The organism is Massilia consociata, assembly GCF_042432755.1.
Taxonomy (GTDB): domain Bacteria; phylum Pseudomonadota; class Gammaproteobacteria; order Burkholderiales; family Burkholderiaceae_D; genus Telluria; species Telluria consociata.
The window spans coordinates 164826-177508 of the sequence record NZ_JBHLWP010000004.1 but is presented as its reverse complement, the minus strand read 5'-3'; the positions used below and the strand labels follow the sequence as shown (position 1 = coordinate 177508).

Sequence of the window (12683 nt, the reverse complement as noted above, 5' to 3'; positions counted from 1 at the left end):
AATGACAGCCAAATCTTTCTCCTTGATCAGCACCTCATGACCACTGAAACGCTCGACGCCAAGGCCGTCGCCCAATACCTCATCGACCACCCGCAATTTTTCGAGGAGCACGCCGGCCTGCTGGGCGAAGTAAAACTGTCGAGCCCGCTGACCGGCCGCACCGTGTCGCTGCAGGAGCGCCAGATGGAGGTCATGCGCGGCAAGTACCGCACCCTCGAGCTGCGCCTGTCCGAGCTGACCCGCCGCGCCGAGGAAAACCATGCGATCGCCAACCGCTTCCATGCGTGGAACCAGGCCCTTCTCAGATCGGATGGCGGCGCCGCCATGCCGCGCGACCTGGTCGACGCGCTGCGCACCGAGTTCATGGTGCCGCAAGTGACCCTGCGCCTGTGGAATGTGGCACCGGAACATGCCGACGCCTGGTTTGCCAGCGGCGTCTCAAGCGACGCGCGCCTGTTCGCGGCCAGCCTGCGCGCCCCGTATTGCGGCCTGAACAACGACTTCGAAGCGGTGCGCTGGCTCGACGACGCGGCCTCGGTGCGCTCGACCGTCCTGATGCCGCTCGTGCATGAGGGCAAGACCTTCGGCCTGCTGGTGCTCGGCGCGCCGGATGCGGAGCGCTTCACCTCGACCATGGCGACCGACTTCCTGGTCCACATCGCGGCCACCGCCAGCACTGCGCTGGCCCCGCTGCGCGCCTGAACATGGACACGGCGGCGCAGATGCAGTCGCAATCGCAGCCTCGAAACGACTGGCCCGCACGCTACCTGGGCGAGCTGGCCACCCAGCGCCAGCTGTCGCCGCACACCATCGCGGCCTACCGCCGCGACCTGCAGGAACTGGCCCAGCTTGCCGGCCACGAGAACTGGCCGCTACTGACCCACCACGACATCCGCCGCTTCACGGCGAAACTGCATGCCGGCGGCCAATCGCCGCGCTCGATCGCACGCCGGCTGTCGGGCTGGCGCGGCTTCTATGCCTGGCTGTCGCGCCAGGTCGAGTTGCCCGGCAATCCGGTCGAAGGCGTGCGCGCGCCGCGCCGCCCCAAGACCTTGCCCAAGGCCCTGTCGGTCGACGACGCCGTGAGGCTGATGGAAGCCAACACCCATGGCCACCCCGAACCGGGCGAACTGTGCGACCGCGCCATGTTCGAGCTGCTGTACTCGAGCGGCCTGCGGGTATCGGAACTTGCCGGCCTCGACATGGTCTACACCGAAGGCGACAGCGCCACGGGACGAGCGGCATCGCTCGGTTGGCTCGACCTGCAGGCCGGCGACGTCGTCGTCACCGGCAAGGGCGGCAAGATGCGGCGCGTACCGGTCGGCGCGCCGGCACGTACGGCGCTGGCGGCCTGGCTGGCGGTGCGTCCGGCAGCGCGCGACGGCAGCGCCGCGCTGTTCCTGTCCGCACGGGAGGTGCGCATCACGCCGCGCGTGGTCCAGCACCGCCTGAAGCAGCACGCGCTACGGGCCGGCATGCCGGTGCATGTGCACCCGCACGTATTGCGTCATTCGTTTGCGTCGCACGTGCTGCAATCCTCGGGCGACCTGCGGGCGGTACAGGAACTGCTCGGCCATGCCAGCATCACCTCGACCCAGGTGTACACCGCGCTCGACTTCCAGCACCTGGCCGCCGTGTACGACCGGGCCCATCCCCGCGCCAAGGCAAAGTAGTCCCGCACGGTAGCGGTCGCATCGCGCATGCGCGCTGTGTTCAAGATGAATACGATCTGAGCCGCGTCAAGACGTTGCACGGTTGATGGTGGTGTTGCAAGAAATCCGGCATAATCCCCCGATTCTCCCGCCCCGGCGCGGGCGCAACCGGACTGATTAGAGAATATGGAACCCATCCCCAGCACCATCCTTACCGGCTTCCTTGGCGCGGGCAAGACCACCCTCCTCAACCGTATCCTGCACGAGGAGCACGGCTTGCGCATCGCCGTCATCGAAAACGAGTTCGGCCAGGAAAACATCGACAACGAAATCCTGGTGCGGGATACCGGCGAGCAGATCGTCGAGATGAACAACGGCTGCATCTGCTGCACCGTGCGCGGCGACCTGATCGTGGCGCTCACGAACCTGGCGCAAAAGCGCGCGGCCGGCGAGCTGCAGTTCGATCGCGTGGTCATCGAAACTACCGGCCTTGCCAACCCGGGCCCGGTGGCGCAGACTTTCTTCGTGGACGAGGAAGTGGGCGCTAACTACATGCTCGATGCCGTGGTGACCGTGGTCGACGCACGCCATGCGATGGACCAGCTGGACCGGCACGAGGAAGCCCAGCGCCAGGTGGGCTTCGCCGACAAGATCCTGCTCTCGAAGACCGACCTGGTCGATGCCGCCGCCGTCGACGCCCTCAAGGCGCGCCTGCACCGCATCAATCCGCGCGCACCGATCACGACCAGCGATTTCGGTCGTGCGCCGATCTCGGAAGTGCTGGACCTGCGCGGCTTCAACCTGAACGACAAGCTGGAGCTGGACCCGGACTTCCTGCGCGCCGACGAAGGCCACGACCACGATCACGACCATGAACACGGTGAACACTGCGGCCATGAGCATGCGCACGGCGAGGCCTGCAACCACCACGACCACCACCACAGCCACCACAGCGACGACATCGCCGCCTTCGTCTTCAAGAGCGAACGCGCCTTCGACCCGGAGCGCCTCGACCAGTTCCTGGGCAGCATGGTGCAGGTATTCGGCCCGCAGATGCTGCGCTACAAGGGCGTGCTGTCGATGCTCGGGGCCGACCGCAAGGTCGTGTTCCAAGGCGTGCATCAAATCATGGGCAGCGACCTCGGCGCAAAGTGGGGCGATGGCGAACCACGCGGCAGCAAAATGGTGTTTATTGGTAAAAATTTACCAAAAGACGTATTTATCCGCGGACTTGAACAGTGTTTGGTATAAACTACATCAGTTTTGCGGGCACGTCCGGGCCCGCCTAACGACCTGCCACGACAGTTGGCAGGCCGGGCGCACTGCGCATCCGGGCATCGTTCCACCCCGGGCCCCACCGGATTGGAACAGGCAGTGAACGACGGCGATGGCCGTCCGGGCGGCTCTCTCGCCGCACACAACTTGTTGCAAACTTGTTAAGGCTGAGTTTGCTGCTAAAATGAAAACCTCTGTCGTATCGAAGGCATCATGACTAAAACAACGAAACCGAATACCGCCGCGCAGCTCGAAGAACGCCTTCTGACGGAAGAAGAAATTCGGGCGATGAGCGACGACGACTACATGAATCCAGCCCAGCTGGCGTTCTTCCGCAACCGGCTGCAGGAACTTGAAAAAGAACTGCTGAAGAACGCCGGCGAAACCACCGAGCACCTGCGCGAAACCGTGCTGGTGCCGGACCCGGCCGACCGCGCGACCATCGAAGAAGAGCACGCGCTGGAACTGCGCACCCGCGACCGCGAACGCAAGCTGCTCAAGAAAGTGCAACAGTCGCTGCAGGCCATCGAAAACGGCGAATACGGCTGGTGCGAAGAAACCGGCGAACCGATCGGCATCCCGCGCCTGATCGCCCGCCCGACCGCTACCCTGTCCCTGGAAGCCCAGCAGCGCCGCGAACTGAAGCAGAAGCTGTACGGCGACTGATCCACTCTTTCCAACATTGCTCGTGAAAGGCATGCGCCGCCAGGCGCATGCCTTTTTCTTTTGCCGGCCACGCAGTGTCCTGCATGCGCGGCATGCATCTTTTTCGTTTCCCATCGGATACACTAGCAGGCGCATGCTGGCACGCATGCTGCCGGGCGTGTGCGCAGTACGCGGCGACCGCAGCCGTGCTACCGTCATGCACGTTGCGGACTTGTCTATTTATCCACTGGCGACCATGGGGCTGTTCTCCTTCCTGAAGAAAAAGAACGACGCGCCTGGCGAGGATGCCCTCGCTGCGCTCGGGTCGCGCCTGCGCGCGGGCGAGCCTTCGCGCCTCGACAGTGAAGCCGAACGCGAGCGCCAGCGCGCCATCGCCCGCGCCACCGCGGCCAAGATCGACGAGATCGAGCTGGCCATGGCCTCCGACATGTTCGATGACGAGCCGGCCTGGGGCAGCGCGGCGCGGCGCCCGGCGGCCACCCCGGCCAGCGCGCCAGCGCCGGTCGCCGCTGTCGACGCCGCCGACGAACTCCCCGATGCCGCGGCGACGCCCGCCAGTGCCCCGGCCGTCGAGGAAAGCGCCATCCTGTATGCCAACGGCCAGGCCGCCGCCGCCGAAGCAGTGCTGCGCGACAGCCTCGCCACCCTCGGGCGAGGCGAACGCCTGCCGTGGTGGATGCTGTTCGACCTGTACCAGGCAACCGGGCGCGAAGCGGAGTTCGAAAGCATCGCCATCGACTACGCCAGCCATTTCGAGACCTCGCCACCGGCCTGGCAACCCGTGCTGCCGGCGTCGGAACCGGCGCCCCTGGCCGGCGTGGCCACGGCGGAAGTCCTTCCCCCTGTGCTCGACAGCGCAGTCGCTCCGCGCCTGCAACGCCTGCTCGCCTCCAGCTCGCCGCTGGTGCGCGTCGACGCCGGCGCCGTGCGCAGTGCCGACACCGAAGGCTGCGCGCAGTTGCTCAATGCCTTGCAGTCGCTGCGCAACAGCGAACGCGAACTCGTGCTGGCCGGCGCCGACACCCTGCTGGCCGTGCTGCGCCCGATGCTGGCCGTCGGCGAGCGCGGCTCCGGCGAAGCGCCCTGGCTGCTGCTGCTCGAACTGCTGCTGCTCACCGACCGCGAGAAGGATTTCGAGGAATCGGCCATGGATTACTGCGTCACCTTCGAGGTGTCGCCGCCCTCGTTCGAAAAGCCGCGCCACGTGAGCACGGCCGCGCCGGCTCCGGTGGCGGGCGACCGCTTCCTGCTGCCGCCGATCGCCAGCGGCGACTGCGCCGCGCTGTTCGATGCGATCGACGCCTACGCCGAAGGACGCGAGACCCTGGTGCTGGACTGCTCGCGCCTGGCGCGCATGGACTACGCCTGCGCGATGGCGCTGCAGGGACGGCTGCGCGTGCAGACGCAAGCGGGCCGGCGGGTCGAGCTGCGCGAACTGAACCATCTCGCTTGTGCCCTGCTGCGCCTGCTCGGCTACAGCAGTGGCGGCGGCAACGACGGGGGCGACGATCGCATCCGTCTTTACCCGCACCGTTACTAGGAACTGCCGCGGTTCGGTTTTGCCTGCCCGACAGTTTTTAGGCGGGATTGTCTTGCAATTTGATGCACCCACCCCATCTGCGGGGGGCTAGACAACCACGAGGCTTAATATGGAACAATTTCACGGCACCACCATCGTCAGTGTCAGGCGCGGCAACCAGGTTGCGCTGGGCGGCGATGGCCAGGTCACGCTGGGCAACGTCGTCATGAAGGGCTCGGCGCGCAAGGTGCGCAAGCTGTACCAGGGCAAGGTCCTGTGCGGATTCGCCGGCGCCACTGCCGACGCCTTTACCCTGCTCGACCGCTTCGAAGCCAAGCTGGAGAAGCACCAGGGCAACCTGCTGCGCGCCTCGGTCGAACTGGCCAAGGACTGGCGCACCGACCGCATGCTGAGCAAGCTGGAAGCGATGCTGCTGGTGGCCGACAAGGAATCGACCCTGATCATCACCGGCAACGGCGACGTGCTGGAACCAGAAGACGGCCTGGGCGCCATCGGCTCGGGTGGCGTGTATGCCCATTCGGCTGCGAAAGCCCTGTACGAGAACACGGATCTGCCGCCGGCCGACGTCGTCAAGAAGGCGCTCACCATCGCCGGCGAGCTGTGCATCTACACCAATCTGAACCACATCATCGAGACCCTGGAATGAACCAGTCCCCCATCATGAACATGACGCCGCCCGAGATCGTCTCGGAACTGGACAAGCACGTGGTCGGCCAGGGCAAGGCCAAGCGCGCGGTCGCGATCGCGCTGCGTAACCGCTGGCGCCGCCAGCAGGTCGCCGAGCCGCTGCGCCACGAGATCACCCCGAAGAACATCCTCATGATCGGCCCGACCGGCGTCGGCAAGACCGAGATCGCGCGCCGCCTGGCCAAGCTGGCCGATGCGCCCTTCATCAAGATCGAAGCGACCAAGTTCACCGAAGTCGGCTACGTCGGCCGCGACGTCGACACCATCATCCGCGACCTGATCGACATCGGCGTCAAGCAGACCCGCGCCAGCGAGCAGAAGAAGGTGCGCCAGCGCGCCGAGGATGCGGCGGAAGACCGCATCATCGACATCCTGGTACCCCCGGCGCGCGACTTCGGCTTCAACACCGGCGGCAGCGAGAACAAGGAAGGCGACGCGACGCGCCAGACCTTCCGCAAGCGCCTGCGCGAAGGCGCGCTGGACGACCGCGAGATCGAGATCGACGTCGCCGACGCCATGCCGCAGATGGAGATCATGGCGCCGCCGGGCATGGAAGAAATGACCGAACAGATCAAGTCGATGTTCGCCGGCGTCGGCAACGCGCGCAAGAAGCCGCGCAAGATGAAGATCAAGGAAGCGATGAAGCTGCTGGTCGACGAAGAGGCCGCCAAGCTCGTCAACGAGGACGAACTGAAGCAGAAGGCGATCGCCAACGTCGAGCAGAACGGCATCGTGTTCCTCGACGAGATCGACAAGATCGCCACCCGCTCCGAGCACGGCGGCGCCGACGTCTCGCGCGCCGGCGTGCAGCGCGACCTGCTGCCGCTGGTCGAGGGCACGACGGTGAACACCAAGTACGGCATGATCCGCACCGACCACATCCTGTTCATCGCCTCGGGCGCGTTCCACCTGTCGAAACCGTCGGACCTGATCCCGGAACTGCAGGGCCGCTTCCCGATCCGCGTCGAACTCGAATCGCTGTCGATCGAGGATTTCAAGAGCATCCTGACCTCGACCGACGCGAGTTTGACCAAGCAGTACGAGGCGCTCCTGGGCACCGAAGGCGTGAAGGTGGAATTCCTGGACGATGGCATCCACCGCCTGGCCGAGATCGCCTTTTCCGTCAACGAGCGCACCGAAAACATCGGCGCGCGCCGCCTGTACACGGTGATGGAAAAGCTGCTCGAGGAAATCTCGTTCAGCGCGGGATTTGAAAAGGACCAGGTGGTCCGGATCGATGCGGCCTACGTCAACGGGCGGCTCGACGCGCTGGCGGTCAACGAGGACCTGTCGCGCTACGTACTGTAATGCGCGCGCTGTAATTTCTTTAAAAAGGAGGACTGGCGATGGCAAACAAGGCACTGGCAACCCGGCAAAAGATGCGGCTGCGGGTCGAGCCGTCCCAGAACTTCGGCAAGCCGCGCAACCCGATCGCGGCGCTGGCCAAGGCCCGTTCGGCCGGGCCCCACGCCAAGCCGCTCTCCAGCGAGCGGCAGGCGGCCAAGCGCATGCTCAAGAAGGCCAAGCTGGTCGCGGACGACGATGACTGACCGGGCCACCGGGCACTCCGCCCCTGAGCCCCTCCCTGTTATACCGACTTTCCCCTTGGCGGATGCGCTTGCGTGTCCGCCTTTTTTATTTGTACGCTCCGCATGCCGGGGTTCGCAGGTGGCGCGGCCGCACCCTGTTATGCGATCAGCCTGCGTCGTGTGCGCCGCCCACGCGTCCACCCTCCCACGGCCTTGCTCGCTGCAGCATTCGCGGTTACAGTCAGCCGTCGGCATCCACCACAAAAAAAAATCGATGAGCTCACCCGAACAGGTCCTCGACGTCTTGCGCGCCGCGCTGCGCGCCACCGGCATCACCTATAAAAGCCTGGCCGAGCGCATCGGCGTGAGCGAGTCGAGCGTCAAGCGCATGTTCGGGCAGAAGGACATGGCGCTGTCGCGCCTCGCCCAGATCTGCCAGGTGACGGGAATCGCCATGGAAGACGTGCTGCGGCGCGCCGCTGACGCCCGTCCCCAGGCCGACGCCCTGACCCTGCCGCAGGAAACCTCGCTGGTGGCCAATCCGCGCCTGCTCCTGATGGCGATCTGCTGCCTCGGTCACTGGAGCCTGGAACAGGTACTGGAAACCTACCGCCTGACCGAAACGGAATGCATCAAGCTGCTGGCCGAGCTCGACCGGCTCGGCTTGATCGAACTGAAACCCTTGAACCGCTACAGCCTGCGCGTATCGAACGCCTTCCGCTGGCTGCCCGACGGACCGGTGCAGCGCTTTTTCCGCGAGCATGTGGTGGCGGATTATTTTGCGGGCAGGTTCGACCGGCCGGGCGAAGCCCTGATGTGCCTGCCGGCCCGGCTGTCGAGCGCCAGCGCGCAGGAGCTGGCCCAGAAGATCGAGCAGCTGGCGGGAGAACTGGCGCGCCTGCACCGCAACGACCGGCGCCTGCCGCCGCACGAGCGCGACGGCTATACGCTGCTGGTGGGGTTCAGGTCGTGGGAGTTTGCGGCGTTTACGGCGCTGCGGCGGGGATAAGGCCTACGCCTCGGCGTCGCAGTTCCGGTCACGTCCCGCAGACTTTGCCTGATACAGGCGGCGGTCGATCCGATCGAGGAAGACGTCAAGGTCGTCCCGGGCGCCGGGCACGATGGTGCCGAGACCCATGCTGACGGTAACCCGGCTCGCGCCCTTCAATCCTCTTTTGGTCGCCCCGTAACAATCAACGGAAAAATCGGATAGCCGCTGACACCGCGATAATGCAGAATATCGCGGCGATCGAAATCCAGTAGGCGCGCTTCTCGCCCACCGTCATCTTGCTCCAAGTTTCCTCATCCGGCCCGCCTTGTCCTGCCATTCCCCTCTCCTTCTTCGATCACCGGTGCATCTGCCGCTGATCGGAGTCGGCATATGGCCGCACTCGGCCGTTCATTGTACGGCAGCAGCCGACCGAGGCTGTGTAAAAACGCGAGATGTGCGCGTTCTCGGGGGTCTCTTTACCATTCCCTACACCGAGAAAACGCCGTAGCGCGCGTTCTAGAGGGTCGAACGCTTCGGCCACCTTGGCACTTTCGCGTTTTTACACAGCCTAGGCCGATCTCTGCCGTTCAGTGTACGGCAGGCCTTGACCATGAACCCATAATTGAACTTTTTCCTATCTCTTGCTGGGTTCGCCACTGCACCTGAGAATCGCGACCCCGGCTACCGACAGGCAGATTGCGAATGCAAGAAAAATGACATCGGTAACATCCAGATCGTCGAGATAAACGACCGATTGTCGGAGCGGAAGGGTTGTAGCGAATCTGGATCTCGTTCAATTTTCAACTTTCTTCTGATTGGTCCAATCCTGTGCGCCCATTCGGGGATTGCCAGGGGCCGATTGCAGCCCCATTCGAGCCGGTCGCACCTTGAATACCAGATTCAGGGAAGGCTGCGTTTGACGACAGTTCCGCCCTGGATCACCACCGCCGGCGCTTCCAGCAGCCGCACATCCACGGTCGGGTCACCCTGCACCGCCACCATGTCCGCAAACCTGCCGGCCTCGACCACACCGACATCCTTGCGCGCCAGCGCCTCGGCGGCATTGATGGTGGCGCTCTGGATCGCCTGCAGCGGCGTCATGCCGTACTTGACCATCACCGCGAACTGCTTGCCGTTGCCACCGTGAGGGTGCACACCGGCATCGGTGCCGTAGACCATTTTCACGCCGGCCGCGTGCGCCTTTTTAAAATTCTGGCGCTGGATTTCGGTCACTTCGCGGTCTTTTCGCAGGTTGTCTTCCAGCACGCCGTTCTTCTTGCCCTCGGCCGCCGTGTAGTCGCCGTTATAGATGTCCATCGACAGCCAGGCGCCGTGTTTCTTCGCCAGCGCGATGCCTTCGTCGTCGATCAGGCTGGCGTGCTCGATGGTGTTGATGCCGGCACGGATGGCTTCCTTGATGCCGGCAGCGCCGTGCGCGTGCGCCGCCACCTGCATGCCCCACTGATTGGCTTCCTCCACCGCGGCGCGCAGTTCGGCAAAGTTCATTTGCTGCTGGCCGGGCTCGGTGTTGCGCGAGAACACGCCGCCGGTGGCGCAGACCTTGATGACCTGGGCGCCGTACTTGCGCAATTCGCGGATCGACTTGCGCACCTCGTCCGGACCGTCGGCGTTGTACGGGTTCTTCTCTTCCATCGAAGGCGGGAAATAGGTGCTGTCGCAGTGGCTGCCGGTCGGGCCGAAGGACCAGGCGGCGGGCACGATGCGCGGGCCGCGCACCTTGCCGGCGGCGATGGCCTGGCTCAGGCCGACGTCGTTCCAGTCGGACGCGCCGAGGTTGCGCACCGTGGTAAAGCCGGCGTCCAGCGTCCTGCCCGCGTGGACGACGGCCAGCGCCGACCAGAAGCGGTCGTTGTATTCCAGGTAGCTGTAGCCGCCGTAGGTGGGATCGGAATCGAGGTGCACGTGCATGTCGATCAGGCCGGGCACCAGGGTCATGCCGGGCAGGTCGATGCGCGTGCCCGTGTCGCCCGCCGTGGGTGCGCTGGCGGATGCGCTTGCGGGGGCGCCGGCATGCGACTTGACGCTGACGATGCGGCCGTCGCGCACCAGGATCTCGGGCTGCTGGATCATGCGCCCTGCGCGCACGTCCAGCAGGCGCTCGGCGGTGATGACGACGTCGGCGGCGTGCGCGCCGGACCAGCCGAGTGCGGCGATGCAGAAGGACGCGATGCGCAGTGTCAGGCGATGGGTAGAAGCCAAGGAGTTCCTCACGTTTACATATGGACAAGTAGCAACTTTATACCGCCAAGCGCGGTACCCGTCCAGTTGCATGCAAACACGAGGAAAGTGATTAGTAGACCTGAAAAAGAAAAACGCCACATTCCTGCGGCGTCCCTGCTTATTGTAGCTGTGCGGGCTGCCCCACCGGGCTGTTGACCGACCTGGTCGCCGGCGGCATCTGCACCTGGTTCGGCGGTGGCGGCTGCTGCGGCTGCTGGGGCGGGACCTCCTGGTTGGCCACGCCCGGGTCCATCGCCGGCTCCGGCACCACTTGCGCGTTTTCCGGCGTGGTCGGCGTGCCCTGCGGCCCGCCGCCCGGGGGCGGCACCGACTGCATATGGGGCGGCACGCCCACGACGCCCGGCGCGGTCTGCGGCTCGACGCCCGGCGGCGGCTCCGCCGCCATCGGTTGCGGGCCCGGCGGCGGCGGCATCGCGCCGCCCTGCGACGATCCGGTGTCGGGCGCCAGGTCGACGCGTTTCATGATGCCGCCTTCCGACAGCATCACGTAGCGCGGGTGCACTTCGGCCACCGTCACACCGGGCACGATCTCGCGGCCGATGCGCACGGCTTTCGGCGGCGCGCCGTCGGCCACCAGGATCACGGCGCTGTCGCGGCCGGCCGAGACGACGCCGGTCAGTTGGTAATTCGAGATCGTCATCGCCGTCGGCTGGCCGCCGAACAGGGTCGCGGCCGCGTCCGGGCTCGGCTCGGCCTGGGCAATGACCGGGGCCGGCGCCAGCGGGCGCTGTTCCGGCTTGTACAGCTGCAGGAACCAGTACGCGCAGGATGCCGCCAGCAGCACCAGTGCGAGTACGGTGAAAAGAAGAGGCAGACGCTTGTTCATCGGGTTCCTTGCTTATTTGCTTATTCTTATAGGTCAGCGCACCAGCTGGTTGATTTCGATAATCGGCATCAGGACCGCCAGCACGATCAGGAGCACCACCAGGCCCATGGCCAGGATCAGCACCGGCTCGAGCAGGCCGGCAATGGTCAGCGTGCGGCGCTCCAGGTCGGCCTGCTGCGAGTTGGCCGCGCGCTCGAGCATGGCGGGGAGCTCGCCGGTGATCTCGCCGGCGCGGATCATGTGCACCAGCATCGGCGGGAAGTGTTTCTGCGCCGACAGCGCCCGCGCCAGGCTCACGCCTTCGCGCACGCTGGCCGTCGCCTGTTCGACCAGTTCGCGCATCGCCACGTTCGACAGCGTGTCGCGGCTGGTCTCGAGGGCGCGCAGGATCGGCACGCCCGAGCCGGTGGTGATCGCCAGCGTGCTGGCGAAGCGCGCCGTGTTCAGGCTGCGCTCGAATTTTCCGTAGACCGGCGCATTGAGCAGCCAGGTATGCCAGCGCCGTTTCAGGTCCGGGTTGCGCAGCGCGCGCCGCCACAGCCAGAACGCGCCGATCAGGACAATCCCGACGTAGATGCCGTAGGCGCGCACGAAGTCGGAGATGGCCAGCATCATCACGGTGAGGAAAGGCAGCTTCTGCTTGGTATTGGCGAACACCGAGACGATCTGCGGCACCACGTAGGTGAGCAGGAAGATGACGATGGCGAAGGCCACCACGGTGACGATCGCCGGATAGGTAAACGCCAGGCGCACCTTCTGCACCAGCGCGTTGCGGCGCTCGATGTAGTCGGCCAGGCGCGACAGCACGCGCGAGAGCTGGCCGATCTGCTCGCCGGAGGACACCAGCGCGCGGTAGATCTCGGCGAAGTCGCGCGGGTGGCGCGACAGCGCGCTGGAAAACGCCGAGCCGCCGATGACCTCGGAGCGGATCGACGCGATCAGGTCGCGCACGTAGGGCCGCTCGGCCTGTTCCAGCAGGGCCGTGAACGCCTGTTCCAGCGGCAGGCCGGCTTCCAGCAGGCTGGCCAGCTGGCGCGTGAACAACGCCAGCTCGACCTGCGACAGGCGCTCGCCCAGCCCGCGCGAGCGCGCCACGCCGGCTTCGTCGACCTGGGCCGCGATCTGCTCGACGTTCAGGGGCGTCAGGCCTTGCGTGCGCAGGTCGGCCCTGGCCGAGCGCGGGCTGTCGGCGTTGACCACGCCCTTGCGGGTGGCGCCGCCTGCATCGACGGCCTCGTAGCGAAATGCCGGCATG

At 65.7% G+C, this 12683-nt stretch carries 13 protein-coding genes; 9 read left to right on the top strand and 4 right to left on the bottom strand.

The window, feature by feature from the left end; genetic code table 11:
- Positions 1-36: 36 nt before the first annotated feature.
- The 9 genes from ACFFJK_RS03955 to ACFFJK_RS03915 all read left to right on the top strand — a co-directional run bounded on the left by ACFFJK_RS03955 (position 37) and on the right by ACFFJK_RS03915 (position 8358).
- Entirely contained in the window at positions 37-702 is a 666-nt protein-coding gene (locus tag ACFFJK_RS03955; protein WP_379677808.1) for a DUF484 family protein, read from the top strand.
- Positions 703-704: 2 nt separating this feature from the next.
- Positions 705-1673 (top strand): tyrosine recombinase XerC, encoded by a 969-nt coding sequence (locus ACFFJK_RS03950; protein ID WP_379677807.1) that lies wholly within the window; start codon positions 705-707, stop codon positions 1671-1673.
- A 165-nt stretch (positions 1674-1838) separates the two neighbouring features.
- Complete coding sequence (locus tag ACFFJK_RS03945; protein WP_379677806.1) at positions 1839-2903, top strand: CobW family GTP-binding protein; 1065 nt, start codon at positions 1839-1841, stop codon at positions 2901-2903.
- A gap of 237 nt (positions 2904-3140) precedes the next feature.
- The gene (gene dksA, locus ACFFJK_RS03940) at positions 3141-3593 is read left to right on the top strand and encodes an RNA polymerase-binding protein DksA (RefSeq protein ID WP_036246387.1); all 453 of its coding nucleotides are present in this window, start codon (positions 3141-3143) and stop codon (positions 3591-3593) included.
- 133 nt (positions 3594-3726) lie between these two features.
- On the top strand, positions 3727-5133 hold the full coding sequence (locus ACFFJK_RS03935) for an STAS domain-containing protein (protein ID WP_379677805.1): 1407 nt from the start codon (positions 3727-3729) through the stop codon (positions 5131-5133).
- A 109-nt stretch (positions 5134-5242) separates the two neighbouring features.
- Positions 5243-5779 carry an ATP-dependent protease subunit HslV gene (gene hslV / locus ACFFJK_RS03930; protein WP_379677804.1) on the top strand — a complete coding sequence of 179 codons (537 nt, stop codon included), beginning with the start codon at positions 5243-5245 and terminating at the stop codon, positions 5777-5779.
- 14 nt (positions 5780-5793) lie between these two features.
- Complete coding sequence (hslU, locus tag ACFFJK_RS03925; RefSeq protein ID WP_379677861.1) at positions 5794-7128, top strand: ATP-dependent protease ATPase subunit HslU; 1335 nt, start codon at positions 5794-5796, stop codon at positions 7126-7128.
- Between the two features lie 38 nt (positions 7129-7166).
- Entirely contained in the window at positions 7167-7370 is a 204-nt protein-coding gene (locus ACFFJK_RS03920) for a hypothetical protein (protein ID WP_379677803.1), read from the top strand.
- A gap of 253 nt (positions 7371-7623) precedes the next feature.
- Positions 7624-8358 carry a helix-turn-helix domain-containing protein gene (locus tag ACFFJK_RS03915; protein WP_379677802.1) on the top strand — a complete coding sequence of 245 codons (735 nt, stop codon included), beginning with the start codon at positions 7624-7626 and terminating at the stop codon, positions 8356-8358.
- Between the two features lie 184 nt (positions 8359-8542).
- On the opposite strand, the gene ACFFJK_RS03910 is transcribed toward ACFFJK_RS03915, so the two are convergent.
- From ACFFJK_RS03910 to gspF, 4 genes are all read right to left on the bottom strand, one after another.
- Positions 8543-8677 carry a hypothetical protein gene (locus tag ACFFJK_RS03910; protein WP_379677801.1) on the bottom strand — a complete coding sequence of 45 codons (135 nt, stop codon included), beginning with the start codon at positions 8675-8677 and terminating at the stop codon, positions 8543-8545.
- A gap of 563 nt (positions 8678-9240) precedes the next feature.
- Entirely contained in the window at positions 9241-10560 is a 1320-nt protein-coding gene (locus ACFFJK_RS03905) for a Xaa-Pro dipeptidase (protein WP_379677800.1), read from the bottom strand.
- A 139-nt stretch (positions 10561-10699) separates the two neighbouring features.
- Positions 10700-11428 (bottom strand): type II secretion system protein N, encoded by a 729-nt coding sequence (locus tag ACFFJK_RS03900; protein WP_379677799.1) that lies wholly within the window; start codon positions 11426-11428, stop codon positions 10700-10702.
- 33 nt (positions 11429-11461) lie between these two features.
- Positions 11462-12682 (bottom strand): type II secretion system inner membrane protein GspF, encoded by a 1221-nt coding sequence (gene gspF / locus ACFFJK_RS03895; protein ID WP_379677798.1) that lies wholly within the window; start codon positions 12680-12682, stop codon positions 11462-11464.
- Position 12683: the final 1 nt, after the last annotated feature.